This window comes from Senegalimassilia sp. (genome assembly GCF_977052095.1).
The window spans coordinates 825-27,605 of record NZ_CDRSTZ010000024.1; the positions used below are offsets into that span (position 1 = coordinate 825).

Annotated in this window: 16 protein-coding genes; 12 read left to right on the plus strand and 4 right to left on the minus strand. The window is 63.0% G+C overall.

Going from position 1 to position 26,781, the window contains the following annotated elements; all coding sequences use genetic code 11:
• Window positions 1-103: 103 nt before the first annotated feature.
• The 9 genes from rplO to ACWI6D_RS05855 all read left to right on the plus strand — a co-directional run bounded on the left by rplO (window position 104) and on the right by ACWI6D_RS05855 (window position 10,071).
• Window positions 104-553 carry a 50S ribosomal protein L15 gene (gene rplO, locus ACWI6D_RS05815; protein WP_129423188.1) on the plus strand — a complete coding sequence of 150 codons (450 nt, stop codon included), beginning with the start codon at window positions 104-106 and terminating at the stop codon, window positions 551-553.
• Complete coding sequence (gene secY, locus ACWI6D_RS05820) at window positions 547-1,827, plus strand: preprotein translocase subunit SecY (protein WP_129423187.1); 1,281 nt, start codon at window positions 547-549, stop codon at window positions 1,825-1,827. Before rplO ends, secY begins: the two co-directional genes overlap by 7 nt.
• A gap of 102 nt (window positions 1,828-1,929) precedes the next feature.
• Window positions 1,930-2,556 carry an adenylate kinase gene (locus ACWI6D_RS05825; RefSeq protein WP_449134001.1) on the plus strand — a complete coding sequence of 209 codons (627 nt, stop codon included), beginning with the start codon at window positions 1,930-1,932 and terminating at the stop codon, window positions 2,554-2,556.
• Between the two features lie 94 nt (window positions 2,557-2,650).
• Entirely contained in the window at window positions 2,651-4,819 is a 2,169-nt protein-coding gene (locus ACWI6D_RS05830; RefSeq protein ID WP_449134002.1) for a hypothetical protein, read from the plus strand.
• Between the two features lie 85 nt (window positions 4,820-4,904).
• Complete coding sequence (gene nagB, locus ACWI6D_RS05835) at window positions 4,905-5,630, plus strand: glucosamine-6-phosphate deaminase (protein ID WP_129423184.1); 726 nt, start codon at window positions 4,905-4,907, stop codon at window positions 5,628-5,630.
• A gap of 82 nt (window positions 5,631-5,712) precedes the next feature.
• Window positions 5,713-6,849, plus strand: coding sequence for an N-acetylglucosamine-6-phosphate deacetylase (gene nagA, locus ACWI6D_RS05840; protein ID WP_449134003.1), 1,137 nt, complete (start codon window positions 5,713-5,715; stop codon window positions 6,847-6,849).
• Window positions 6,850-7,147: 298 nt separating this feature from the next.
• Window positions 7,148-8,092 (plus strand): dihydrodipicolinate synthase family protein, encoded by a 945-nt coding sequence (locus tag ACWI6D_RS05845; RefSeq protein ID WP_129423182.1) that lies wholly within the window; start codon window positions 7,148-7,150, stop codon window positions 8,090-8,092.
• A 269-nt stretch (window positions 8,093-8,361) separates the two neighbouring features.
• Window positions 8,362-9,315, plus strand: coding sequence for an ROK family protein (locus ACWI6D_RS05850; protein ID WP_449134004.1), 954 nt, complete (start codon window positions 8,362-8,364; stop codon window positions 9,313-9,315).
• A 75-nt stretch (window positions 9,316-9,390) separates the two neighbouring features.
• Complete coding sequence (locus ACWI6D_RS05855) at window positions 9,391-10,071, plus strand: N-acetylmannosamine-6-phosphate 2-epimerase (RefSeq protein ID WP_449134005.1); 681 nt, start codon at window positions 9,391-9,393, stop codon at window positions 10,069-10,071.
• Window positions 10,072-10,296: 225 nt separating this feature from the next.
• Here ACWI6D_RS05855 and ACWI6D_RS05860 read toward each other — a convergent pair whose 3' ends face one another.
• The 4 genes from ACWI6D_RS05860 to ACWI6D_RS05875 all read right to left on the minus strand — a co-directional run bounded on the left by ACWI6D_RS05860 (window position 10,297) and on the right by ACWI6D_RS05875 (window position 15,996).
• Window positions 10,297-11,139, minus strand: a complete 843-nt coding sequence (locus tag ACWI6D_RS05860) for an ABC transporter ATP-binding protein (RefSeq protein WP_129423179.1) — start codon at window positions 11,137-11,139, stop codon at window positions 10,297-10,299.
• Window positions 11,136-13,163: a dipeptide/oligopeptide/nickel ABC transporter permease/ATP-binding protein gene (locus ACWI6D_RS05865; RefSeq protein ID WP_129423178.1), complete on the minus strand. Its 2,028-nt coding sequence runs from the start codon at window positions 13,161-13,163 to the stop codon at window positions 11,136-11,138. Before ACWI6D_RS05865 ends, ACWI6D_RS05860 begins: the two co-directional genes overlap by 4 nt.
• A gap of 1 nt (window position 13,164) precedes the next feature.
• Window positions 13,165-14,121, minus strand: a complete 957-nt coding sequence (locus ACWI6D_RS05870) for an ABC transporter permease (protein WP_449134006.1) — start codon at window positions 14,119-14,121, stop codon at window positions 13,165-13,167.
• Between the two features lie 273 nt (window positions 14,122-14,394).
• Window positions 14,395-15,996 carry an ABC transporter substrate-binding protein gene (locus tag ACWI6D_RS05875; protein ID WP_449134007.1) on the minus strand — a complete coding sequence of 534 codons (1,602 nt, stop codon included), beginning with the start codon at window positions 15,994-15,996 and terminating at the stop codon, window positions 14,395-14,397.
• A 407-nt stretch (window positions 15,997-16,403) separates the two neighbouring features.
• Here ACWI6D_RS05875 and nifJ point away from each other — a divergent pair, with 407 nt between their 5' ends.
• From nifJ to ACWI6D_RS05890, 3 genes are all read left to right on the plus strand, one after another.
• A complete protein-coding gene (gene nifJ / locus ACWI6D_RS05880) occupies window positions 16,404-19,940 on the plus strand; it encodes a pyruvate:ferredoxin (flavodoxin) oxidoreductase (protein ID WP_449134008.1) in 3,537 nt (1,178 codons plus the stop codon).
• Window positions 19,941-20,098: 158 nt separating this feature from the next.
• The gene (locus ACWI6D_RS05885) at window positions 20,099-22,882 is read left to right on the plus strand and encodes a PD-(D/E)XK nuclease family protein (RefSeq protein ID WP_449134009.1); all 2,784 of its coding nucleotides are present in this window, start codon (window positions 20,099-20,101) and stop codon (window positions 22,880-22,882) included.
• Between the two features lie 4 nt (window positions 22,883-22,886).
• Window positions 22,887-26,781 (plus strand): UvrD-helicase domain-containing protein (locus ACWI6D_RS05890; RefSeq protein ID WP_449134010.1); only part of this gene is annotated, 3,895 nt, incomplete at its 3' end.

Here is a 26,781-nt window from a genome sequence, read left to right on the forward strand (position 1 = left end):
GTCGGATTCCGGCGCGCCAATCGGCTGTATTGGAAGTTTGCTGGCGGCGAGCTGCCAGCGCCGGGTACCTGCCCGGAGAAAGCTATCTCAAAGGAGAAAAACAATGGAATTGAAGGATCTGAAGCCTGCTGCAGGCTCCCGCAAGAACCGTAAGCGCGTTGGCCGCGGCCACGCTGCTGGCCAGGGCAAGACCGCTGGCCGTGGTATGAACGGTCAGAAGTCCCGTTCCGGTGGCGGCAAGGGCGCCGGCTTCGAGGGCGGCCAGACTCCTCTGGCTCGTCGTCTTCCGAAGCTGCCCGGCTTCCGCAACATCAACCGTGTTGAGTACCTGCCCGTGAACGTCTCCCGCCTGGAGGAGAAGTTCGAGGCTGGCGACGTGGTAGACGGCGCTTCCCTGAAGGCCAAGGGCATCATCAAGCATGAGGACGCTCTGGTGAAGGTTCTGGGCGACGGTGACATCACCAAGGCTCTGACGGTTAAGGTTGACAAGGTTTCTGCCTCCGCTAAGGCGAAGATCGAGGCAGCTGGTGGAAAGGTCGAAGAGCCTTGCTAAGCTCTCTTATCGACGCGTTTAAGGTTCCCGAGCTGCGCAAGAAGATTTTGTTTACGCTGGGCATCCTTGCGCTTTATCGTTTCGGCGCCTACGTGCCGGTACCGGGCATCCCGTTCCATGAGTTCGCAAACACGTTCCAGGATTCCGGTGTGTCCATGACCATGCTCGACTTGTTCACCGGTGGTGCTCTGTCGAACTTCTCGGTCTTCTCGCTGGGCATCATGCCTTACATCACCGCATCCATCATCATGCAGCTGATGCAAGGCGTTATTCCCGCAGTGGGCCGCTGGGCGAAAGAGGGCGAAACCGGTCGTCGCCGCATCACGCAGGTCACGCGTTACCTGACGCTGGCCCTGGGCCTCATCAACGCCATCGGTTACCTGCTGCTGTTCAAGTCGCCGCAATACGGCGTCGTGTTCACTGACCAGGTTCCCGAGGTTGTCACCGATGTACTCATCGTGTTCACGCTGGTGGCGGGTACTGCGTTCATCATGTGGATGGGCGAGCTTATCACGCAGCGCGGCGTTGGCAACGGCATGTCGCTCATCATCTTCGTGAGCATCGTGTCCCGCGTGCCTTCGGCCATCTTCTCTTCGGTGAACCTGACCACTGACACGGGTATGGGCATTGCCATTACGGTGCTCATCCTGGCTGTGGTGCTGGTGTGCATCCCGGCGATCATCTTCATCGAGCGTGCTCAGCGCCGCATTCCGGTGAACTACGCCAAGCGCGTGCAGGGTCGCAAGATGATGGGTGGCCAGTCCACGTACATTCCCCTGAAGGTGAATGCCGCGGGCGTTATCCCGATCATCTTCGCAAGCTGCCTGATCTACTTCCCGGCTCAGCTTGCGGCGCTGTTCAACGTGGGTTGGCTGACGGCGTTCGCCGATGCCATTTCCACGGGTTGGGTTAACTGGATTCTGACCATCGTCCTCATCGTGTTCTTCGCGTATTTCTACACCTCTATGGTGTTCAATCCGGAGGAAACGGCGGACAACCTGCGCAAGCAGGGTGGCTTTATCCCGGGTGTACGTCCTGGCTCTGCTACGGTCACGTACATCAAGAACGTGCTGCATCGCGTCACGTTGCCCGGTGGTATCTTCATCGCGGTTATTGCCGTGGTGCCTACCATCATTTTCTACTTCACCGGCAATCAGCTTATTCAGGCGTTTGGCGGCACGTCCATCCTCATCATGATTGGCGTTGCGCTTGACACCATGAGCAAGGTTGAAAGCCAGTTGAAGATGCACAATTACGACGGCTTCTTCAAGTAGTTTGCTCGTTGTGCTTTTACCGAAGGGAGGGTCTTTACGACCCTCCCTTTTTGCTATCATGGGATGGCATTATCTCTGCATATCTCGAAAGGATTGCTACGTATGAACATCGTGTTGCTGGGCGCCCCGGGCGCCGGTAAGGGCACGCAGGCAGCCAAGCTTGTTGCGGACTGCGGCCTGTGCCATATTTCCACGGGTGATATCCTGCGCGCTGCCGTTAAGAATCAAACGCCGCTGGGCGTGAAGGCCAAGGGCTTCATGGACGCCGGCGAGCTTGTTCCCGACGATTTGATCATCGACCTGATGAAAGAGCGCATCCAGCAGCCCGACACCGAAAAGGGCGTTATCCTGGACGGCTTCCCGCGTACCACCACGCAGGCTGTGGCGCTTGACACCATGCTTGCCGAGCTTGAGCGCCCGCTGAACGCAGCGCTGCTCATCGATGTTGACTTCGAGGTTATCGTGAAGCGTCTGACTTCGCGTCGCATGTGCAAGGAGTGCGGCCACATCGGCACCGCCGCTGACGCGCAGTGCCCGGCTTGCGGCGGCGAGATGTATCAGCGCGACGACGACAACGAGGCTACGGTGCGCAACCGTCTTGACGTGTACGAGAAGTCCACGGCCCCGTTGATTGATTACTATCGCGGCTGCGACCTGCTGGTCACCATCGACGGCGATCGCGACGTTGATGTGGTGTACGCGGACGTTAAGCAGGCGCTGGGCCTGTAAATCTGCTGCATAACGTGCATATTTGCTTCAGAAGGGAGGGGTAGCGGTACCCCTCCCTTTCGTTATCCCGTATAATTCAAGCATTATGCCTACGATGCGCAACAACATATCCTATTGGAGCCGCAGGCTCATGCTTGAGCATGGCACCACGATCCAGCACGTGCTGAAAAGCGCGGCGGTGCTGGTGCTTATTGCCGTGCTGCTTGAGACGTTCGTGTTCAACATCAACTACTTCCGCACGGCGGGGTATCACACCACGAACTTGGACAACCGTCTTGAGCTTACGAAAACCACCGACGATCAGTATCGCGTCACGGAGGTGAACCACGTCATCGAGTTCAAAGACTTGAACTCTGAAGTGCATAATCTGTGGCTGAACTTCGATTACCGGCAGCCTGCTCAGCAGTTGAAGGTGAAGATTCAGTTCACCGACGAAGCGCATAGCACGTATTTCGATTCGACGGAATATACCGTGGGTGTCCCCGATGTGGACGTGAACACGCTGTGCGACCAAAGCGAGTTCATCAACCTGAACACCACGGGTTTGGTGACGAACCTGAAGGTCACCATCACCGGCGAGGACATCAGCTACCCGGTGCTGCTGTCCGATGTTTCCATCAATGCGCGCGAACCATTCACCTTTAATCAAACTCGTTTCATTTTGACGCTTGGCCTGCTGGCGTTGGCGTATATTCTGCGACCGAAGTCTGCCGTGTACCGCATCGGCATTGTGTCGAACCCTCGTAAATCGAAAGCTGCCATCATCACGGCCGTGGCGCTTGAAGTGGTGCTGCTCAGTTCGTATCTGTTCATGGGGTCGAACTTGGTAGGCGTTGCCACCAGTACGTACAACTCCGGGTCGTGGGATGGCGTGAGCATTGCGAATACGTATAAGGTTGGCGGCGACAACGCGCAGCAATATGCTGAGCTGGCAAAAGCCATGGCGCACGGTCAGCTGTACCTTGATGAGGAACCGCCTCGATGGCTGCAGGACATGGACGACCCCTACGACAAGGGCGCCCGCGATGAGCTACAGAAGGAAACGGGCGAGGAATACCTGTTCGACGTGGCATACCATGATGGGCACTACTACGTGTACTTTGGCGTGGTGCCGGTGCTTATCTTCTACCTGCCGTTCTATTTGCTGACGGGCGCGAACTTCCCCACGGCAATCGGCGTGCTGATCGCCATCATCATGTTCGTGCTGGGCTGCTCGGCGCTGCTTGATCGCTTTGCGCGCTATCACTTCAAGCGCGTCAGCCTCGGCCTGTACCTGCTGCTGCAAATACCGCTGGTCATATGCTGCGGCATTCTGTACCTGCTGAAGTTCCCGACGTTCTACTCGCTGCCCATTTCGCTTGGCTTGGCGTTTTCGGTGTGGGGTCTGTACCTGTGGATGCGCGGGCGCGCCTCCGAGCGGCCATGCGGGTGGTACTTAGGCGGCAGCTTGTGCATGGCGCTGGTGGTTGGGTGCCGTCCGCAGCTGATCGTGTTGTCGCTGGTGGCGTTCCCGCTGTTCTGGCGCAAGTACATCACGAAGCGCCGCATCCTTACGCGTCGCGGTGCCGTAGAATTCGGTTGCCTGGTGGCCCCGTATGTGGTGGTTGCCGCCGGGTTGATGCTGTACAACCATGCGCGTTTCGGCAGCTTCACCGATTTTGGCGCGAATTACAACCTGACGGTGAACGATATGACGAAGCGCGGCTGGAATATCGGCCGCTTGGCGCCGGCGCTGTTCGCGTATTTCTTGCAGCCGCCCAGCGTCACCGGCGTGTTCCCGTTTCTGCAGGCGGCGCCGTTTGAAACCACGTACCTGGGGCAAACCATCAAGGAAATCACGTTCGGCGGCGTGCTGGCGTGTCTGCCCATCCTGTGGGTGCTGCCGTTTGCCAAGCGCATCTTGGAACTGCGATTCAAGACGCGTTCCACGCGCACCATCGCGGGCGTGATCATCGCGCTGCTGTTCGGCGGCGTGGTGGTAGCGCTCATGGACGCGGAGATGGCCGGTATCTTGCAGCGCTACTTCGCCGACTTCAGCTTCATGTTCTTGGCGGCAGTGGTGTTGCTAGTGTTCATCGTGAACGAGAATCTGCGCCCGGGTACGCAAACGCAGCAGCTGCTTATGAAAGTTCTGCTGGTGCTGGTGTCCATTTCGATGCTGTACAGTGCGCTGGTGTGCTTCATTCCCGAAACCGGCTGGTTCTCGGATATTTACCCCTGGTCGTATCAAGACATTATTGAAACGGTGTTGTTCTGGACGTAATGCGCAGACGCGCCGCAAGCGTGATAACGTAAGACTGTTCAACAGGTGAGTCATATTTCAGGCGATTCAACAAGAAAGGGTAGTCATGCAACTGTTCATCGAAGAGACGTATGAGGACATGAGCCGCCGTGCGGCCGACCTGATTGCCGCGCAGCTGGTGGTTGATCCCACGTCTACGCTAGGCCTGGCCACGGGTTCTACGCCCATCGGCCTGTACGCCGACCTGGTCGAGGACTTCCAGAACGACCGTATCAGCTTCGAACAGGCCACCACGTTCAACCTTGACGAGTATCGCGGGCTGTCTCCCGAGCATGACCAGAGCTATCGCTACTTCATGCAGAAGAACCTGTTCGACCACGTGGACATCGACCCTGAGGCCACCAGCGTGCCTGATGGTGCCAACCCCGACGCGGAAGCGGCGTGCGAAAGCTATGAGCAGGCTATCAGCGAAGCGGGTGGCATCGATTTGCAGCTGCTGGGCTTGGGCCACAACGGCCACATCGGCTTCAATGAGCCGTGCGACGAGTTTCCGGTTCGCACGCACCTGGTGCAGCTGACGGAAAGCACCATTAACGCGAACAGCCGCCTGTTCGATTCCGTGGACGATGTGCCGCGCGAGGCGTACACCATGGGCATCGGCACCATCATGAAGGCGCGTGCCATCCTGGTGGTTGCCAGCGGCCAGGACAAGGCGCAGATTGTGCGCGATGCGTTCTTCGGCCCGGTCACCCCGCAGGTGCCGGCGTCCATTCTGCAGCTGCATCCCAACGTCACCGTGGTGGTGGACGCTGAGGCTGGCTCTTTGCTGTAGGGGCGCTTCGTCGGTTTCAAGAAACACAATGCAAGGCTTTCCGTCATCGGAAAGCCTTTTTCGTGAAAGGAGCAAAAGGGATATGCGAATTGTCAACGGCATGGTGTTCGATGGGCAGTGCTTCCGCGAGCGCGACGTGGTGGTGGAAGGCGACCGTTTCGCGCGCGTTGAGCCGGCGGGTGCAACGGGCTCGGCCGGCGCGCACGACGTGGACGCGCAGGGCTGCTATGTGATTCCGGGCCTGATTGACGTGCACTTCCACGGCGCTATGGGGCATGATTTCTGCGATGCCGAGCAAGAGGGCATTGCAGCCATTGCGCGCTACGAGGCGTCGCGCGGCGTGACGGCTATTTGCCCGACCACTATGACGCTGCCCGAGGAGCGTTTGGCGCCGATTGTGGCGTCGGTGGCCGAGCATGCGACGGCGGACGACGAGGCGGGCATAGTGGGCATCAATATGGAAGGCCCCTACATTGCGCCCGACAAGGTGGGAGCGCAGAACCCGGCGTATGTGCGCAGCGCGTCTGTGGAGGAATTTGCGCGCTTGCAGGCTGCGGCGCACGGGCTTATCAAGCTGGTGGACGTGGCGCCCGAGCAGCCGGGCAATCTGGATTTCATCCACAGCGTGTCGCACGACGTGCGCGTTTCCGTGGCGCACACGTGCACGGATTACGATACGGCGTGCGCGGCCTTCGATGCGGGTGCGCGGCATATGACGCACCTGTACAACGCCATGCCCAGCCTGCATCATCGCGACCCGGGCCCTATTGCCGCCGGCGCCGAGCGCAACGACGTGACGGCAGAGATCATCGCCGACGGCGTGCACATCCATCCGGCCATGGTACGCCTGGCGTTCGCGCTGTTCGGCGACGACCGTATGATTTTGATCAGCGACAGCCTGCGCGCCTGCGGTTTGGGCGATGGCGAATACGAGCTGGGCGGCCAGCAGTTCACCGTGCGCGGCAACCGCGCCACCATTGCCAACGGCAGCCTGGCGGGCAGCGTGTCCGACGTCATGGCGTGCATGCGCACGGCGGTACAGCGCATGGGCATTCCGCTTATCAGCGCCGTGAAGGCCGCCAGCGTGAACCCGGCGCGGGCGCTGGGCCTGGAAGGGGAGCGCGGCGCCATTGCCCCGGGGTACGTGGGGGACGCCGTGGTGCTCGACCGCGATCTGAACATCAAGCACGTGGTGCTGCGCGGCCGCGTGCTGAAGTAGACGTGGGGGCGGGCGTGCCTGGTGCTCAGCGTCGCGGAGACGGGTCGCAGCCCAGTTGATAATGGCAATAGGCAGAAGCGGGCCAATGGGCCCGCTTCCTGCGCGGGCGGCTTTGGGGCGTTTTTGGGCTGAGGCGACTGGTGCCCCCGCTTGCGCCGTTCGCGGAAAATCCTGCACCGTACGGCCAAGTCCGTCCTTTGTTTGTGAGGGTTTCCCGCCCACGTTGACGAACCGTTACCTGCACGTCTATCCTCATATCGTTTGCTCATCTCACTAAGAAAGAGGCAAGGTACTTATCATGACCGATTCTCCGTTCCACGGCGTAATCCCCCCGGTGGTCATCCCGCTGACCGAGAAGAAGCAGCTTGACCTGGAGGCGTTCGAGCGCTCCATCAACCGCATGATCGACGCTGGCGTCGACGGCCTGTTCTTCCTGGGCTCCTCGGGCGAGGTTGCGTTCCTCACCGACGCGCAGCGCTATCACGTGCTGCAGGAGGCCGTGGCCATCGTGAACCATCGCGTGCCCGTGCTGGCCGGCATCATCGACATGGAAACGCTGCGCGTGGTCGACCAGGCCAAGCGCGCGAAGGGCTACGGCGTTGACGCGCTGGTTGCCACCGCTCCGTTCTATGCGCTGGGCGGCCCGAAGGAAACCGAGCGCCATTTCCGCGCCATCCGCGAGCATACGGACCTGCCGCTGTTCGCTTACGACCTGCCCGTGTGCGTGCACACGAAGCTTGATCCCACCATGCTGGTGCGTCTGGGCAAGGACGGCGTGCTGCAGGGCGTGAAGGACTCCTCCGGCGACGACGTGAGCTTCCGTTGGCTGGTGCTGGAGAACGAGGACGCTGGCCATCCGCTGCAGCTGCTGACCGGCCATGAGGTGTGCGTCGACGGCGCGTACCTGGCTGGTGCTGACGGCAGCGTGCCGGGCCTGGCCAACCTTGACCCCTACAGCTACGTGGAGCAGTGGAAGGCCGCTCAGGCGGGCGATTGGAACCGCGTCAAGGAGCTGCAGGATCACTTGGCTCGCCTCATGTTCCTCACGCGCGTCGTGAAGGCCACCGTCGGCTTCGGCGCCGGCGTGGGCGCGTTCAAGACGGCGCTGTGGCAGATGGGCGTGTTCAACACGAACCAGATGCGCGAGCCCGTGCAGGCGCTTGAGGGTGAAGACGTGGCGGCCATCGTCGAGGTCATCAAGAAGGCTGGCCTCATGGACGCCGACGCTCCTATTCGCAAGTAGCGAATCGGTTGCTTTCAAAAGCCGGTGCAAGCCATTTGGCCTGCACCGGCTTTTTGCGTCTTGCGTGTAGCGAGACAAAGGGACTGTCCCTTTGTCTCGCTACAAGAGGTTGCTGTTTCGGCTTGTCGCAGATTGGGCATACTTTCGGGGCTGGCGGGTGCGGGGAGACAACCGCTGAGGTACCATTGTCGCATGTGCGAAATGGGACAATGGAACTGTCCCTTTGTCCCATTTCGGTGCGTGTGTTTTCGAGAGAAGGGATGGGGTGCATGGAGTATCCCGTTGTTGTTGCCGCGCTTGATATCGGCGGCACCAAAATAGCCGGCGCGCTTCTGCGCTATGCGAAGGCCGGCCAGGCACCCGAGGTGGTGTACGAGCGTCAGATTCCCACCGATGCGAAGCGCGGGGGAGGGCCGGTGCTGGTAACCGTGTGCGACATGGCCAACAGCTTGCTTGCTGAAGCCCGCGCGCGTCGCGAAGACGTGTTGGGCATCGGTGTGAGCACGGCGGGGCGCGTGGACGCCAAAACAGGCGGAATTGCCTATGCGAACGAGATTATGCCCGGATGGACGGGCCAGCCGGTGCGCGATCGTTTGGAGGAATCCTGCGAGGTGCCCGTGTCCGTGTTGAACGATGTGCAGGCTCACGGCTTGGGCGAAGCACGCTGGGGCGCGGCTCGCGGTGCGCAGACGTGCATGATGATTGCCGCTGGTACGGGCATCGGCGGCGCGGTAATCGCGCACGGCAAGCTGGTGCGCGGCAACCATGGGTTCGCAGGCGAAATCGGGCACATCGCGTGTTCGCAGGCCGTGGGCATCCCGTGCGTGTGCGGCGGCAGTGGGCACTTGGAGCTGGTGGCTTCCGGCAGCGGCATTGAGGCGCGCTATGCAGAAGCGGGCGGCGAGCCTGTTGACGGCGCCGAGGTTTCGCGTCGTGCGGCGGCTGACGAACCGCTGGCGCACCACATCATCATGCAGGCGGGCATCGCGTTAGGCGAGGCCATCGCGGGCATCACGAACCTGCTGGACCCCGACATGGTGGTCATCGGCGGTTCGGTGCCGAAGGCGGGCACGCGTTGGCGTGCGGCCGTGCAGGAAGGTTTCGAGCGTCAGATTCCGCCGGCGCAGCGCGGGCTGCCTATTCTGGCGGCTGAGCTGGGCGACCATGCGCCTTTGGTGGGTGCTGCCGAAGACCTGCTGGACACGCTGGAGCTTGAGCGTTAAGACGGATAGATTGTAAACCATAGGGGCGGGCGCAGCGCAGGCGCGCCCGCTTTCGCGATAGGAAAGGTTGGGGAAATGAATCCCATCATCGAACAATTGCGCGGCAAGGTTATCGCCAGCTGCCAGGCGTACATGGGCGAGCCGCTGCGCCATCCGGAAACGATGGCCCAGATGGCGCGTGCGTGCGAGCTGGGCGGCGCGGGCGGCATCCGCTGCCAGGGCCTGTCCGACATCGCGGCCATCAAGGGCCGCACGGAAGTGCCCGTCGTCGGCATCTGGAAGGAAGGCCACGAGGGCGTGTACATCACGCCGACGCTGCGCCACGCGCGTGCGTGCGTTATGGCCGGCGCCGATATCGTTGCCGTCGACGCAACTGATCGTCCGCGTCCGGACGGCAAAACGCTTGAGGACACGGTGCTGCCGCTGAAGGAAGAGGGCGTGCTGGTGATGGCCGACTGCGCCACCATCGAGGATATCCGCCACGCATTCGCCATCGGCTGCGACATTGCGTCCACTACGTTGTCGCACCCCGGCGCCGCCATCGACTGCGGCATGGCCGATGGCCCGGACGTGGCGCTGGTGCGCCAGGCGGTGTCCGAGTTCCCGGACAAGCCGGTCATTTGCGAAGGCCGCGTGCATACGCCGGCCGATGCGAAGGCCGCCATGGACGCCGGCGCCTGGGCCGTGGTGGTGGGCACCGCCATCACGCACCCCACGTCCATCACCAGCTGGTTCGTGGAAGCCGCAAGCAAGTAAACCCGAGATTGCGAAGCCCCGCCCTGTACGGGGCTTTTTCTATCCCGGTCGGAGCCTGTGTCTGGTATCCAAGTCGCTCAGACAGTCCTGCTCGCACAAAAGCCCCACTGGGGCTTTTGGCTCGTGCGGAACTCGCTTTGTTGGACACTAGACACGGGCTCCTGGTCGTTCGGTTCTGTAAAAAGAAAAGCCCCCGCCGAAGCGGGGGCTTTTTCATGCTCAGATTTACTTGCCCAGGTCGGGGTGGAGGAGGGACGGGGCGGCGCCGAGGAGCAGGCGCGTGTAGTCGTCCTTCGGGTGGTTGAACACCTCGGCGGCCGTGCCTTGCTCGACGGCCTGGCCCGCGTTCATGACGATGATGCGGTCCGAGATATAGCGCACGGTCTGGATGTCGTGGCTGATGAACACCATGGACAGGCCCAGCTCCTTCTTCAGGTCCATAAGCAGGTTCAGGATCTGAGCGCGCACGGACACGTCAAGAGCGGACGTGGGCTCGTCGGCGATGATGGCGTCGGGCTTGAGCGCAAGCGCACGGGCGATAGCCACGCGCTGGCGCTGGCCGCCGGACATCTGGCCGGGCAGCGCGTCAAGCACGCTTTCCGGCAGGCCGACCATCTCGATAAGCTCGCGGACGCGCTTCGCACGGCTAGCCTTGTCGCCCACCTTGTGGACGATCATGGGGTCGGCCAGCTGGTCGCGCACGGTCATGCGGGCGTTCAGGGCCGTTGCCGGGTCCTGGAACACCACGGAGATGACGCGGCCGATGGTTTTGCGCATGTCGGCCGTGCGCTTCGTGACGTCCTGGCCCTTGAAGTACACCTTGCCGGACGTGGGCGACTGCAGGCCGCACATGACGTTGGCGGTGGTGGACTTGCCGCAGCCGGATTCACCGACGATGCCGATGGTTTCGCCGGGCATCAGCTTCAGCGTAAGGCCGCGGACGGCCTGCACCTTGTTCGGGTGCAGCAGAGAGCCGGTACGCGTCTTGAACGTGACGCGGATGTCATCCAGGAAGATGATGGGGGTCTGCTCGCTTGAGGCAGCAGCGTTGTTCGTCACTTCGCTCATGCCTGCTCACCTCCTTCGAGATACGGCGTAATGCCGATACGCTTCAGCTCGCTGTCAGGCAGCTCGGCGTAGTAGTGGTCGGTGCCCTTCACGCGCTTGAGCATGGGGCGGATAGGCGACACCTTGTCCGGGTGGCTGGAACGCGGCGTGAAGCGGTCGCCCTCGGGGAAGTCCTTCGGGGACGGCACGGAGCCGGGAACCTGATGCAGACGGCCGGTGCCCGCCTCGATGGACAGCACGGAGCCCAGAAGGCCGCGCGTGTACTCGTGAATGGGGCTGCACAGGATGTCCTTGACCGGGCCCTGCTCAACAACCTGGCCGGCGTACATGACCGTGATGGAGTTGGCCACCTCGGCCACCAGCGCCAGGTCATGGCTGACGAACACCATGGCGAAGCCGAGTTCCTTCTGCAGGCGGTTCAGCAAATCGACAACCTGCTTCTGCACCGTCACGTCAAGGGCGGTGGTGGGCTCGTCGGCGATGACGAGCTTCGGGTCGCGCGTCAGGGCCATGGCGATGAGCACGCGCTGACGCTGGCCGCCGGAAAGCTCGTGCGGATAGGAGTCGAGCGTGCGCTTCGGGTCAAGGCCTACCAGTTCAAGCAGTTCCTCGGCGCTGCGGGTGCCGCCGCGCTTCGTGAGCTGCTTCATCTGGGCCTTGATGAGCATGGACGGGTTCAGCGAGGACAGAGCGTCCTGGTAGATCATGGCGATCTCGCGGCCGCGCAGGGCGTTCATCTGCTTCTGGTTCAGGTCAAGCAGGTTCTGGCCGTTGTACATGATCTGGCCGGAAATCTGCGCCTTCGGGTCAAGCAGGCCCATGATGGTAAGGCTGGTGATGGACTTGCCGCAGCCGGATTCGCCCACCAGGCCCATGGTCTGGCGCGGGCGCACCACGAAGCTGACGTGGTCGACGACGTTGACGTCGCCGTGGCGCGGGAACTTGATGCACAGGTCCTTCACTTCCAGGATAGGCGGCACGTCGGTGTGCGCCGGGAAGCGGTCGGTGCGCTTGGTCTCAACCTCGCGCAGCGTGGCCAGGCGGCGCTCAAGCTCGGCAGCCTGGGCCTTGTAGGCAAGCGTGGGGTCGGCAACAAGGCGGTCAGCCTCGCGCTCGCCGTTGAGAGCGGCGTCGTCGGCGGCAACGGGAGCCTTAGGAGCAGCGGCCATGGCGTCGGTGATGCCCTCGGACAGGATGTTGAGGCACAGAACCGTGATCATGATGGCCAGGCCCGGGAACAGCGCCTGCCACCAACGACCGGACAGCACGCCGTTGCGGGCGTCAGCCAGAATGTTGCCCCACGTGGGGGTAGGCTCGGGGATGCCGGCGCTGATGAAGGACAGGGATGCCTCGAACACGATGGCGTCGGCCACGAGCACGATGGTGAACACCATGACGGGAGCCAGGCAGTTGCGCACCACGTGCTTCATCAAGATCCACGGTGCGCGGGCACCGGAGACGATGACGGCGCGCACGTAGTCCTGACCGTACTCGGACACGATGTTCGCGCGCACGATACGGGCAAGCTGCGGGATGTACAAAAAGCCGATGGCGAAGATCAGCGACGGGATGGATGCGCCGAAGGACAGCACGAACGTGGCAGCCAGGGCGATGCCGGGGAAGGACATGATGATGTCGCAGATGCGCATGATCACTTCCGAGACCCACTTGCGCGACACGGCGGCGATGGCGCCGACGATGGAGCCGGCCACAAGGGCGAACGCGGTTGCGCCCAAGCCGATGACCAGCGAGTAGCGCGCGCCGTACATCATGCGCGACAGCACGTCGCGGCCCTTGTCGTCAGTACCGAACAGGAACTGCGAATCGGGGGCCATGCGGGCGGTGAAGATCTCATAGGGGTCGTGCGGCGCGATGATGTTCGCCAGCACGGCGATCATGGCAACGAGCAAGAGCACGATAAGGGAGATGCGGGACCCGACGGTCATGGCCTTCAGATGCCTGAAGCGCACCTTGCCGGCGTTGTCCTCCATCTTCTTGGTAAGGTTTCCACGAAGTTGAACCATGCTACACCGTCCTGATTCGAGGGTCGATCAGGATATAAAGCATATCCACGATGATGTTGATGATGATGAACGTGAAGGCAACCACCAGAACAACGCCCTGAACAAGCATGACGTAGTTCGACTGGATGCCGGACATGATGGCAGCGCCCATGCCGGGGAGGTTGAAGATGACCTCGATAACCACGGCGCCGCCGATGAGGTAGCCGATGCGCAGGCCGAGTACGGTAACCGGCGTGATGAGCGCGTTGCGCAGCACGTTGCGGGCAACGACGATGCTCTTCGGGATGCCGGCGCCGATGGCGGTGCGCACGTAGTCCTTGTCCAGTTCCTCAACCATGGACGTGCGGATAACGCGCGTCATCTGGCCCGTAACCGGGATGGCCAGCGCCACGGCGGGCATGGCCATACGCGCGATCCATCCACCGGGATCGGTGGTGAAATCGGGCAGCGCGCCGGATGCCGGCAACCAGTGCAGCATGGAAGAGAACAACAGAATCATCAGCACGGCAAGCCAGAACGACGGGGTGGCAATGCATGCGATGGAGAACACGCGTATAACTTGGTCGGGCCATCGGTCGCGATACAACGCCGATATCACGCCGAGGATGGTGGAGAAGATCACCGCAATGATCAGGCCCATAAACGTTAGCTGTAGGGTAACGGGCAGCGCCGAACCGATACGGTCGGACACCGACATGTTGCTTGCTCCGTAGGTGCCCATGTCACCCTGGAACAACCCCACCATGTAATTGCCGTACTGCACAAGCACGGGGTCGTTCAGCCCATGCTCTTCGCGGTACTGGTCTGCCTGTTCCACCGTGGCGTTTTCGCCCAGAACCTGGTATGCCTGGTCGATAGGGGAAAGCGCCATGATGAGGAACACGAGGATGGTGACACCGAACAACATGATGGGCAGCGCAATGAGGCGCCGTCCGATCAATCGCAGAAGGTTGCTCACCAGACCCTCCTTTCGCTCTTTTGACTCTCGTCCAATATTTCCAGCTGCTCGCACGCCGGCCGACCGCGTTTGAAGCGGCCCGCGTGCAAACAGCCAACAGTGCATTTTATAGGAGATTTACGCGCTTATATAGGTAAAAGAAACAATCACCGCAGCACGCGCGCATAGTTTTACACGAATATGCCGTTCATGACGGAAAAAGGGCCGTTCCCCGCAGGGAACGGCCCTTCATGTCGAGAAAATGTGGCTGGTTGCGCCGCTTGCCGAAAAGACTTACGCCTTGGCGGAAGCGCCCAGGAACACCAGACCGGTGGTAGCGATGGGCTCGAAACCGGTGATGGTGCCGGCCTGATAGCCGGTGGCCAGCTCGCGATGGAACAGCGGGTACAGCGGAGCTTCCTCGGCGATGATGTCGAAGCACTGGTTCCACAGCTCCTGCTGCTTGGAGGAATCGGCCTCGCGAGCCTGCTGCATGAGGGCAGCCAGCTCTTCCCACTTGCCGTCGCCGGCCTTCTGCCAGCAGCTGCGGCCCTTGGTCCACACGTTGTCGCCGTACCACCAGGACATGAGCAGGTCGGGGTCGTTGCCGAAGCAGGTCGGGTCGCCCGGCGTCAGCATGACGTCGTAGGGCAGCTCGGAGTCGGACGGAGCAAGCTTGGCCCAGTCGATCTTCGTCTCGTTGATGGTGACGTTCAGTCCGATGGCATCCAGGTCGTTCTTGATCTGAGCAGCCAGGTTCTTCACCCAGTTGTTGTTGACCATGAGCTCAAGGGACGTGCCCTCGGCGCCCGCTTCCTTGATGAGCGAGGCGGCCTTGTCCTTGTCGTAGGCGTAGACCGTGGAGGCCTCGTGGTAGTTCTTGTGGTCCTTGGGCAGGAAGGACGTGACCTTGGCGGCATGGCCGTTCAGGGCGTTGGAGATAAGCTTGTCAACGTCGATGGCGTAGAAGAATGCCTGACGCACGCGCTTGTCGTTGAAGGGGGCCTTCTGCGTGTTGAACATGAGGAAGGCCTGGTTGAAGCCCTGGATGTACTCGACGGTAGCGCCGGCGGCCGTCAGCTGGTCGGCGTTGGCGTCCGGCACGTTCTCCATGACCTGCACGGAGCCCTCCTGCAGGGCCGTGGTGCGGGAGGTGTCGTCAAGCAGCACGTCCCAGTGCATGGCGTCGGCCGTGGCCTTGTACTCGCCGTTGTAGTACTCGTTGGGGAGGAACTCGATGGAGCCCTGGTCGTCGCCGTTGATCTTGTCGTACTTCCAGGGGCCAGAACCGATAGGAGCCGTCTTCAGGTCATCGGTGGTCTGGGAGGCGGGGAAGACCTTCACGACGGACAGGCGGCCCTCAAGCAGGCTCTCGAAGGGGTACTTCAGCGTGAAGGTGACGGTCTTGTCGTCCTTCTTGGCGACGGAGTCGATGAACTCCAGGAACGCGCCGTAGGTGGCGTCGGCCATGTTCAGCTCGAAGGCGTTCACCACGTCGGCTGCGGTGACGTCGGTGCCGTCGGAGAACTTGGCGCCGTCGCGCAGGGCAACCTCGTACTCGGTGTCGGAGACCTTCGTGGGCTTGGCGGCTGCCAGCGCGTTGTAGGTCTTGTAGGTGTGCAGGTCCATGTCGTAGAGGCCCTCGAACACGTGCCACGTGGCGGCCAGCATCAGAGCGGAGCTGTTGCCGATGGGGTTGACGTTCGTGGAGCTGTAGGCGCATGCACCGGTGAGGGTGCCGCCCGCTGCGGCGGTGCCGCTATCCTTCTTCGCCGTGTCGGTGGAAGAAGAGGAGTTGTTGCTGCCGCAACCGGTCAGTGCCAGGCCGGCCGTTGCGGCGGCCACGGCGCTGCCTGCCAGGAAAGTGCGGCGAGACAGAGAAGACTGCTGTTCCATGGATTCCCTCCGTTCAGTATTCGGGGCGGGTTTGCCCCGAGCTTGGCATGTGCCCAAGCGCACATGCGCAAACAGCAAACGATGACCATTATGGATGATTAGCCACGGAAAATAAAGGACTGGTAAACGTTTAACTTTTCCGTTACAAGCAAATGCCCGCATGAGCGGCGACCTGGGGTTTTGCCGATGCGCGGCGAGCGGTTGAATAGAAGGGGCGAACGGTTGACCCAGCCGGTGGACGGTAGGTTGGAAACCCTACGAGACCGCTTGCCGAACCGGGGCGGCCCGAAATCAAAACTTCACGCCGCCCGGGTTTTTCGGGATTCGCAAGACTGTTAATATGCATCAGCGTACGGCCAGACGATGCTTTCGATCCGCGCACATTGCGGGCAAGCTTAGGAGAAGAAATGACGAGAGAATTCAAGTCGATGGACGGCAACACCGCCGCAGCGCACGTCTCGTATGCGTTCACGGAAGTTGCCGGCATTTACCCGATCACGCCCTCAAGCCCCATGGCCGACTTGGTCGACCAGTGGTCCGCAGCCGGTAGGAAGAACGTTTTCGGCACGAAGGTCAAAGTGTGCGAGATGCAGTCCGAAGGCGGCGCGGCGGGCGCGGTGCACGGCTCGCTGGCAGCCGGCGCGCTGACCACCACGTACACGGCTTCCCAGGGCCTTCTGCTCATGATCCCGAACATGTACAAGATCGCAGCCGAGCAGCTGCCCAGCGTGTTCCACGTGAGCGCCCGCACCGTTTCCACGCACGCGCTGAACATCTTCGGCGACCACTCCGACGTTATGGCCTGCCGCCAGACCGGCTTCGCCATGCTGGCCGAGGGCAACGTCCAGGAGGTCATGGACCTGTCCGCCGTGGCGCACTTGGCCGCCATCAAGGGCCGCGTGCCGTTTTTGAACTTCTTCGACGGTTTCCGCACGTCGCACGAGGTGCAGAAAGTTGCCGTGTGGGATTACGCCGACCTGGCCGATATGTGCGATTTCGACGCCGTGAAGGCGTTTCGCGACCATGCGCTGAACCCCGAGCGTCCGCGCATGCGTGGCAGCCATGAGAACGGCGACATCTTCTTCCAGAACCGCGAGGCGTGCAACGGCGTGTACGACGCGCTGCCGGCCGTGGTGGAAGAGTACATGGACAAGGTCAACGCCAAGCTGGGCACCGACTACAAGCTGTTCAACTACTACGGCGCGCCCGACGCCGACCGCGTCATCGTGGCCATGGGCTCCATCTGCGACGTTGCAGAGGAAGTTATCGACTACCTGGTGGCCCAGGGCGAGAAGGTCGGCCTGGTGAAGGTGCGCCTGTACCGTCCGTTCGTCACCGCGAAGTTCTCCGAGGCGCTGCCCGAGACGTGCACGAAGCTTGCCGTGCTTGACCGCACGAAGGAGCCGGGCGCGCGCGACCCGCTGTACCTGGACGTGGTGAACGCGCTCATGGTGGAAGGCCGCACCGGCATCACGGTGACCGGCGGCCGCTACGGCCTGGGCAGCAAGGACACGCCGCCCGCGTCCGTGTTCGCCATATACACCGAGCTGGCCAAGGACGAGCCGCGCAGCGAGTTCACCATCGGCATCGTCGACGACGTGACGGGCCTTTCGCTTCCCGAGGACCCGGCTGCGCCGAACACGGCAGCACCGGGCACCATCGAGTGCAAGTTCTGGGGCCTTGGCGGCGACGGCACCGTTGGCGCGAACAAGAACTCCGTCAAGATCATCGGCGACCACACCGACAAGTACGTGCAGGCCTACTTCCAGTACGACTCGAAGAAGACCGGCGGCGTGACGGTCAGCCACCTGCGCTTCGGCGATGCGCCTATCCGCAGCAGCTACTATATTAATAAGGCTGACTTCGTGGCGTGCCACAACCCCAGCTACATCACGAAGAACTTCCCGATCGTCAACGATGTGAAGCCCGGCGGCGCGTTCCTGATCAACTGTCAGTGGACGCCCGAGGAGCTGGAGCACCACCTGTCGGCCGAGGCGAAGCGCTACATCGCGGCCAACAACGTGCAGCTGTACACCATCAACGCCATCGACCTGGCCGTTGAGCTGGGCATGGGCAAGCGCACGAACACCATTCTGCAGTCTGCGTTCTTCGCGCTGGCCAACATCCTGCCGGCTGAAGACGCGCTGAAGTACATGAAGGACGCCGCCACGAAGTCCTACCTGAAGAAGGGCCAGGACGTGGTGGACATGAACCATCGCGCCATCGACGCGGGCGCCACGGCGTTCGTGAAGGTTGACGTGCCGGCTTCGTGGGCCGACGCCGTTGATAGCGCCGAGCCCGAGCAGCTGAAGGGCCGCCCCGAGCTGGTCAAGCAGGTGCGCGAGGTTATGCAGCCCGTTGGCCGCATGGCCGGCGACTCGCTGCCGGTTTCCACGTTCGTTGATTACGCCGACGGCCAGTGGGAGCAGGGCGCTGCCGCCTACGAGAAGCGCGGCGTGTCCGTAAGCGTGGCGAAGTGGAACGCTGAAAGCTGCACCGAGTGCAACAGCTGCTCGTTCGTGTGCCCGCATGCCTGCATCCGCCCGTTCGGCCTGACCGATGAGGAAGTTGCCGCCGGCCCCGAGGCCATGACCGTGCTGCCTATGAAGGGCAAGGTCAAGGATCTGAAGTACACGCTGGCCATCAGCCCGCTTGACTGCATGGGTTGCGGCGTGTGCGTGAAGGCCTGCCCGGCCGACGCCCTTGAGATGGTGGGCGTTGAGGGCGAGCTTGCTCAGCAGGACGTGTTTGACTACTGCGTCAACGACGTTGTCGACAAGCCGCAGATCGAGGACACCACGCTGCGTGGCAGCCAGTTCAAGCAGCCGCTGCTTGAGTTCAGCGGCGCGTGCGCGGGTTGCGCTCAAACGGCGTATGCGCGCCTGATCACGCAGCTGTTCGGCGACCATATGTACATCTCCAACGCCACCGGCTGCTCGTCCATTTGGGGCGGCCCGGCTGCCACCAGCCCGTACACTGTCAACAAGCAGGGCCATGGCCCGGCGTGGTCGAACAGCCTGTTCGAGGACAACGCCGAGCACGGCATGGGCATGCTGCTTGGCTACGAGGCCGTGAACAACATGCTGGCCGCTGAGGCGCAGGTCATCATCGATGCCGGTGCTGAAGCTGCCGAGGTTGCCCAGGCGTGGCTTGACGCCCGCGAGGACAAGGCCGCCAGCCGTGCTGCCGCCGATGCGCTGATTGCCGCGCTGCCGGCTGTGGCCGCAGGCGAAGGCGAAGTTGCCGAGGCTGCTCAGCGCATCCTTGACCACAAGGAGTACCTGGCCAAGAAGTCCATCTGGATCTTCGGTGGCGACGGTTGGGCTTACGACATCGGCTACGGCGGACTCGACCACGTGCTGGCATCCGGCGAGGACGTCAACATCTTCGTGTTCGACACCGAGGTGTACTCCAACACCGGCGGTCAGGCTTCGAAGGCTTCCAACATCGGCCAGGTTGCCCAGTTCGCTGCTGCGGGCAAGGACATCAAGAAGAAGTCGCTGGCTGAGATTGCCATGGCGTACGGCTACGTGTACGTGGCGCAGGTTGCCATGGGTGCGAAGCCCGCGCAGACGCTCAAGGCCATCAACGAGGCCGAGGCGTATCACGGCCCGTCGCTGATCATCGCGTACTCGCCGTGCGAGATGCACTCCATCAAGGGCGGCATGGCCAACTGCCAGACCGAGATGAAGAAGGCCGTGGACTGCGGGTACTGGAACCTGTTCCGCTTCAACCCCGAGGGTGCTGCGGGCAAGAAGTTCACGCTGGACAGCAAGGAGCCGGCGGGCGGCTACCAGGAGTTCCTCATGAACGAGGCTCGCTACAGCCGCTTGACGCGCGAGTTCCCCGAGCGCGCCGACGAGCTGTTCGTGCGCAACGAGCAGGCTGCCATCGAGCGCTATGCGCACTTGGAGCGCCTGAAGGCCATGTACGACGGCGAATAGGATTCGCTTGCGCGTGGTAGGCTGATGCTTGCTAGGGCCGGTCGTCCGTTTGGGCGGCCGGCCTTTTTGGTTGCTGAGAGAGGAATTGGGCGGAAAAGTTGCTGTGAGTCCTTTGCGTGGTACAGATGGGCAATTGGGTGTGCGATAGAATGGTGGGCATGGATACTATGAATGCATATGATGTGGTGCTGCTGCCGACCATGGGTCAGGCGGTGGCGTATCGAAAAGCCGCTGCCACAAGGGGCGATGCGCTGTTCGGCGTGACGGTGTCGACGTTTGAAGCGTGGGTTGCCGATTTGTGGGAGCTGTACGGCGATGGCAGGGCTATTGCCTCGCGTTTGCAGCGCGAGGCGTTGCTGCGCGTGCTGTGCGACGGCGAGCAAAGTTGCGCTTGCGGGCTTGACCGCGTGGCGGCCGCCTGCGTTGCCGAGGCGGCGGGGTTGCCTGCGTTCGAGGCTGCCGTTGCTGATGCTGGTGAAGGTGTGCTTGCGGGCGTGGGGGCTGCCGAGGTGCAGGTGCTGCGCTTGGTTGCGGCCTATTATGCGCGTTTGGAAGAGCTGGGATTGGTGGAATATGGCTGCGCGTTGGCTGAGCTTGCGCCTGCATTGCCTGCGCGTTCCGTGCGGGTGCTGTTTGAGGATGCTGCACCGCTTTCCGCTGCTCAACAGGCGTTTTTCGCTGCGTGTGGTTCGCTTGACGTGACGGTGCATGCAGCGGGCGGCAACGAGGGGCCGGTTCGCGCTCCAGAGGGTGTGCGCGTGAGGTTCGCGTTTCCGTCGGGGCAGTATGCGTGGCCGGCGTTGCTGGCCGACATCGTGCGTGCTGCGGTTGATGACGACGGACGCGCGGGCGCAGGGCACGATGTGCCTTTTGCGGCTCGGGTGGTGGTTGCTGCGAGTAATCCGGCTCTGCTGTTCGAGCAGGTGGCGACGGAACTTTCGCGTGAGGGGCTGGCGGTTGCGCTGCGCGGGCGTCGGCGGTTCGTCGACACTGATTTCGGGCGCGCGCTGCTTTCGCTGCGGCGGTTTTCTTGCGCGGAATCGGGGACGGCGCATATTGCGGGCTATGGCGATATCGCTGCGTGCGATGTTGAGCGCTGGTGTCGCGCTGACCTGGCCGATTGGGCCTTGTCGCCGTTTTCGGGGCTTTCGAGGAAGGCAGCGTTCGCGCTTGATGCCGACATGCGTGCGGACCGGTCGATCGATCGCCAGGCCGTGCGCGAGCGTCTAGGGCGGGAAAGCTCCGCGTTCGCGTCGATGGAGCGCGTTGCCGCGCAGCTTGATGCGCAAGGCATCGCCGAGCTTGTTGCTGCGGTGCATCGCATGACGAACCGATCGGAGGCGTGGCGCGCCGAGCAGCTTGCGGCGCTTTCGGCGGCAGATCGCGTTGCAAGCGCGGCCAAGCTTGCGGGATTGGCGCCGGCAGCGGCGTTTGAGCTGCTCGAACGCGCGCAGGTGGACGTTTCGCGCATCGTTGCCCCGCGCGGGGTTGCTGCTGCGGGCCTTCCGTACCCTGATGTGTTGATTGCCGGCCAAGAGGATGCTGCCGCGTTGGGGCGCGGTGCGTGCGAGGTGCTGGTGGCTGCGGATCTGACAAGCGCGGCGTATCCTGCGGCAGATCGGGAAACCGCGGCAAGCGCGCTGCTTGAGAAGCTGGGCATCGGCCGCACGGATTCGGCGCTGGCGCGGCAGCGCAGGGCGTTCTTCGCGCTGGAGCATGCGCCGCTGCGCGAGCTGGTGTTGGAGCGCAGCTTGAACGACGCGTCGGCGGAACCGACGTATGCGTGCGCGGTGCTGGAGGAGTTCATCGATTGTTATCGCGCGGACCTGACGGCAACCGACGACATCGACAACGTGTACTCGCTTCCTGCCGCTTTGCAGGAAGGCATGCTGCTGCGTGGCGAGGATGCGCTGTGCGAAAACCGCATGCTGGGCGCGAAACCGCAGGTGGCGGCACGTGTTGCTGCACCTGTTACCGGGGCGTTGTCCAAGGCGGCGCGCCAGCTGGTGGTGTTGCCGCGCGTGCTGCAGGGCGGCGAGGTGCTGCGCGAACCGTGCCTGTCGCCGTCGCAGATTGAAAGCTATCTGGAGTGCCCGTACAAATGGTTCGCGCAGCGAAGGCTGCGGCTTGACGATTTGGACGAGGGCTTCGGGCCGCTTGAGATGGGCGATTTTGCGCACAACGTGCTGCATAGCTTCTACAAGCACTTCGCCGAGGATTTGGGGCAGTGCGAGGTGACGGCCGAGAACATGGCGCAGGCTCGCGAGCTGATGGCCGATGTGCTTGCGCGGCACAAGGCGCTGCAGCCGCATTTGCGCACGTCGGTGAACCGCTTGATTCCCACCAGCGAGATGGAGCGGCGCGAGCTGGCCGAGCTTGAGGCCAAGCTGATGGCGTACTTGGATTACGAAGCGCAGCTGCTGCCTACGTTTTGGCCGGCGTATCTGGAATACGATGTGGCGGCCGGCGGCGCGGTTGAGTACGCGGGGCAGAAGCTGCTGGGGACGGCCGACCGCATCGACGTTGATGGGGACGGGCGCTGCGTGGTCATTGACTACAAGGGCTCGTTGTCGGGTGCGTATGCGCTGGCGGTGCGCGAGCAGGGGCACCTGGGCAAGGTCCAGGCGCTTATCTATGCGCAGGTGGTGCGCCGCACGCTGGGCCTTGATCCTGTGGGCGCGCTGTACGTGTGCTATGGCCGCGTGAAGCGGGCTACGGGCGCTTACGATGGCCGCGTGTTGGAAAACGCGCATCTGCCGAACATGAAGCACAAGGATTGCATGTGCGCCGATCGGCCGTTTGCCGACGTGCTGGACGAGACGGAAGAAGCGGTGGCAGCGGCGCTTGAGAGGATGCTGGCGGGCGATATCGAGCCGCGGCCGGCCACGCCCGAGGCATGCAAGTGGTGTCCGGTTTCATCGTGCTCGAAGAGGAAGGGGTAGCCTCATGGCTTTGACTGCTGGGCAGGCGGCGTGCGTGAACACGCTTGACGCGCCCCTTGCGGTGAGCGCGGGAGCGGGTAGCGGCAAAACATATACGCTGACCAGGCGCATCGTGCATGCGCTGGAAAGCGGTTTTATCGACGATATCGGCCAGGTGCTGGCCATCACGTTCACGTCGAAGGCCGCCGGCGAGATTAAATCGCGCGTGAAGGGGGCTTTGCGCGCGGGAGGCATGACCGAGCAGGCGTTGAAGGTAGACGACGCGTGGGTGTCCACCATTCACGGCATGTGCTCGCGGATTTTGCGCGCGCACGCGCTTGAGCTGGGCATCGACCCGGCGTTTACCGTGGCGGACGAGGCAACGGTGAAAACGCTGCTTGACGCGTCGCTTGAAGAGGTGCTTGGCGGCCGGGATGACTTGGTGTCGGTTGCACAAGGCATCGAACCTGCGCGCCTTGATGCGCTGTTCTCGGAGTTCGCTGTGCGCTCTGCGGGGCCGTGCACGGCTTCGGTGGAGGGCATGGTGCGCGAGCTGGTGGAAGCGTCGTCGGCGCATCCCGATGGCATGGCGGCCTTGGCGCTGCCGCCGGCCGCAACAGGCCCGGTGGCGCTGCTTTCGCAGCTGTGCGACGTGGCGCAAACGGCGTTTTGCCTGGCAGAAGGCGTGAAGCCGGGTGCTACGCGCGACAAGTTCTTAGGCGCCACGCAAGAGGCGCTCGACGGCGCGCAGGAACTCATAACGTCGGGGGCTGCCGATGCGTTGACGTACGAGCGCGCGCTTGCGGCCATGAACGCCTTTCCGGTGCCTGGGCGCAATTTCGGCAAGAACACGCCCTATGGCGAACAGGCGGCTGAGCTGGCCGAACAGTACTTCGCGTGCGCTGCTCAGGCGCGTGCGGGCTTGGCTGCGGGGCACCTGGACACGCTGGTTGCCTTAGCGCGGCTGGTGGCCCAGGCGTTTGCGCGCCGCAAACGCGAGGCGGGGCTTTTGGACAACAACGACCTGCTGGCGTTCACGGCACGGGCGTTTCGCGATTTCCCTGCTATTGAGGCGGCGTATGCGAACCGCTTCAAGCTGGTGATGGTGGACGAGTTCCAAGACACCGACCAGCTGCAGGTGGACATGATCAAGCGCATGGCGGGCGAGGGCTTCTCGCGCATGTGCACCGTTGGCGACGCGCAGCAGAGCATCTATCGGTTCCGCGGGGCGGACGTGTCGGTGTACCGCCGGCATTTGGAGGACGTGCGCGCGCGCAATGCGCAGGGCGTCATCGAGCTGCCCGACAACTTCCGCAGCCACCGCGATGTGTTGGCGCTGTGCGACCGCGTGTTCGCGCAGCCGCAGGTGTTCGGCGCTGGCTTCATGTCGCTTGCGCCGGGACGCGCAGAATCGCGGGTCAAGCGGCCGTTTTTGCCGGATGGGCCGCGCGTTGAGGTGCAGGTTACCTGCGTGCCGTACCGCGGGGTTTCCACCGACGAGGCAACCGCGATTGCGGCGCGGCGCGTTGCGCGTACGTTTGCGGAATACGCCGCGGCGGGACATGCGTACAGCGACATGGTGGTGCTGCTGGGCGGCATGAGCCGTGCGAACGATTATGCCGCGGCGCTGCGTGCCGAAGGGCTGCCGTGCGTGGTGGCGGGCGGTTCCATTTTCAACCGAGCGCCGGAGGTGGCGCTGATGGTGCGCTTGGCGCAGGCCGTGGCGAACCTGAAATGGACGTCGGCGTTGTTCGAGGTGCTGTCGAGCGAGCTGTTCGCGCTTTCGGCCGATGATTTGCTGGAGCTGTCCACCGGCTTCGACGATGAGCGCGGCATTCCGCGCAGGCGTGCGTTTGACCAGGGGTTCCGCAGCGTGGAGCGCAAGGTTGCCGCGGGGCGCGACGTGTCGGCGCCGCTGGTGGCGTGCGCGCACTTGATGCGTCGGGCATCCGAGCAGGTGGGTAACGTGCCGCTTGCCGACATCATGGCGGGCATCGTGGCCGACTCGGGGTGGCTGGCGCGCCTTGAAGCCGCCGGCCCCGAGGGCGTGGCGCGCGCGGGCAACGTGTACAAGGCCATTCGCATGGCGCGCGATATCGAGGCCGATGGCGCAAAGGGGCCGGCGAGTGTGGCCGCCAAGCTGGCGCTTCGCGTTGAGCTGGCGAAAGAGGCGCCGGGTGCGCTGTCTGCCGAAGGCGGCGATTTCGTGCGCATCATGACGGTGCACGCCAGCAAGGGCCTGGAGTTTCCCATTGTGGCCGTGGCCGAGCTGCGCGACGACTCCGCGCGCTCTTCGGCGCTTGAGAGCGCGACGGTTGCAGGGCGCACGTACGTGTCGCTTGATGGTGGGCGCACGCTGGAGCGGCTGCGCGAGAAAACGTCGTCGCTGGTGGCAAAAAGCAGCGCTTATCAGCCGTTTTCCGAGTTCGACGAAAACGAGCTGGCCGAAATGGTCACGCGTGCGGCAACGCCGGCCGACCGTCGTGCGGCCATCATGCTGCATGAAGGCCGCGGCGAGGCGGCCGAGGCGCGACGCCTGCTGTACGTGGCGCTGACGCGCGCGAAAGAGGCGCTGGTGCTTTCCATGCGCGGAAAAGCCACGAAGGACAACCCGACGGGGCTGTCGAAGGGCTGCTGGGGCGATGTGGAGTCGGCGCTTGCGGGCGCGGGCTGCTGCTTCGAGCCGGGCGTGAGCATGTTCGACTTCGGCGGCGAACGTCCCGCACGCGTTGAATGCGTGCACGCGTCGGCGGAAAACGTTGATCAGCTGCTGGGGCGGCGTCAAGCGGCGGGTGCTGAAGCTGCCGCGTGTGCGGTGCATGGCGTTGATGATGCCTGCGGTGGCGAGAAGGCGAGTGCGGAAAACGCTGCTGTAGGCGAAGCGTGCGCGGCTGCAGCGCAGAGCGTTGAAGCTGCTTGCGTTGTTGGCGCAGTGCCGCGTGCGGAAAAAGCTTCCGCACGCGAAGCGTGCGCAGCTGATGACGATGCGATTGATGGCGTTTTGCCTGATGAATGGGCTGGCAATGCGCAGTCTGCTTCGGCTATCGATATTTTGGCGGTGCCGCCTTACGAGCCGCAGCGCGGGAAGATGTTCGCGCCCAATCGCGCAGGAGTGTTCAGCTACTCGTCCATTGCCGAGGGGCATGGCGCATTCGACGATTTGTCGGTGGAAAGCGATGAGGACGAGGCGGTTGCGGTTGATCCGGGCATGAATGCGTCAAGTGCCGATGCGTCGAGCGGGGACGTTACTTGTAGTGACGCTCGGAATGACGGCGCCGGTGTTTTCGGGGATGCCGAAGATGAGCAAGACGCTGCGTCGCTGACCGCGAAAGATGCTGACGCTGCAACGGATTTGGGCACAGCGTTTCACCGGTTGGCGCAGCTGGCAGTGCTGGCATGGCGTCCGGGGTGCGCGCTTGAGCGTCCCGACGCGGCTCGTCAGCATGCGCTTGAGCGTTCGTGCGGCCTGACGGCTGCGCAACGTGCCCGCTTGGATGCGGCGCTTGAGCGGTGGTTCGCCAGCGATGTGGCTGCACGCGTTGCAGCGTGCGAAGACGCGCGCGCAGAAGTGCCGTTCTTCTTGCAGGTGGGAAGCGCCGCGGCCCCGGCATTCCTTGAGGGCGAAATCGACTTGCTTGCCCGCGTTGCGGCGTCGGGTGTGCTTACCGCACCGGCGGGTACGGCGTTGGTAGTGGACTACAAGACCGGCGGAACGGCTGGAGAATCTGCCGAAGCGCTGCACAACAAGCATCTGCTGCAGGCAACGTGCTATGCGCTTGCGGTGTTGCAGCAGGGGTATTCCCAGGTGGAGTGCGTGTTCGTGCGCGTCGAGCAGGCGCGGGCGGGCAACGAGACCCAGCCGCAGACGGTGTCGTATCGTTTTGATGCGGCGGATGCGCCTGCCATCCGCGCAGCTATTG

What these genes read in the sequence shown, in the direction of transcription:
- rplO (WP_129423188.1), top strand. Translation starts at nt 104, where the DNA reads ATGGAATTGAAGGATCTGAAGCCTGCTGCAGGCTCCCGCAAGAACCGT.
- ACWI6D_RS05825 (WP_449134001.1), top strand. Translation starts at nt 1,930, where the DNA reads ATGAACATCGTGTTGCTGGGCGCCCCGGGCGCCGGTAAGGGCACGCAG.
- ACWI6D_RS05830 (WP_449134002.1), top strand. Translation starts at nt 2,651, where the DNA reads ATGCGCAACAACATATCCTATTGGAGCCGCAGGCTCATGCTTGAGCAT.
- nagB (WP_129423184.1), top strand. Translation starts at nt 4,905, where the DNA reads ATGCAACTGTTCATCGAAGAGACGTATGAGGACATGAGCCGCCGTGCG.
- nagA (WP_449134003.1), top strand. Translation starts at nt 5,713, where the DNA reads ATGCGAATTGTCAACGGCATGGTGTTCGATGGGCAGTGCTTCCGCGAG.
- ACWI6D_RS05845 (WP_129423182.1), top strand. Translation starts at nt 7,148, where the DNA reads ATGACCGATTCTCCGTTCCACGGCGTAATCCCCCCGGTGGTCATCCCG.
- ACWI6D_RS05850 (WP_449134004.1), top strand. Translation starts at nt 8,362, where the DNA reads ATGGAGTATCCCGTTGTTGTTGCCGCGCTTGATATCGGCGGCACCAAA.
- ACWI6D_RS05855 (WP_449134005.1), top strand. Translation starts at nt 9,391, where the DNA reads ATGAATCCCATCATCGAACAATTGCGCGGCAAGGTTATCGCCAGCTGC.
- ACWI6D_RS05860 (WP_129423179.1), bottom strand. Translation starts at nt 11,139, where the DNA reads ATGAGCGAAGTGACGAACAACGCTGCTGCCTCAAGCGAGCAGACCCCC.
- ACWI6D_RS05865 (WP_129423178.1), bottom strand. Translation starts at nt 13,163, where the DNA reads ATGGTTCAACTTCGTGGAAACCTTACCAAGAAGATGGAGGACAACGCC.
- ACWI6D_RS05875 (WP_449134007.1), bottom strand. Translation starts at nt 15,996, where the DNA reads ATGGAACAGCAGTCTTCTCTGTCTCGCCGCACTTTCCTGGCAGGCAGC.
- nifJ (WP_449134008.1), top strand. Translation starts at nt 16,404, where the DNA reads ATGACGAGAGAATTCAAGTCGATGGACGGCAACACCGCCGCAGCGCAC.
- ACWI6D_RS05885 (WP_449134009.1), top strand. Translation starts at nt 20,099, where the DNA reads ATGGATACTATGAATGCATATGATGTGGTGCTGCTGCCGACCATGGGT.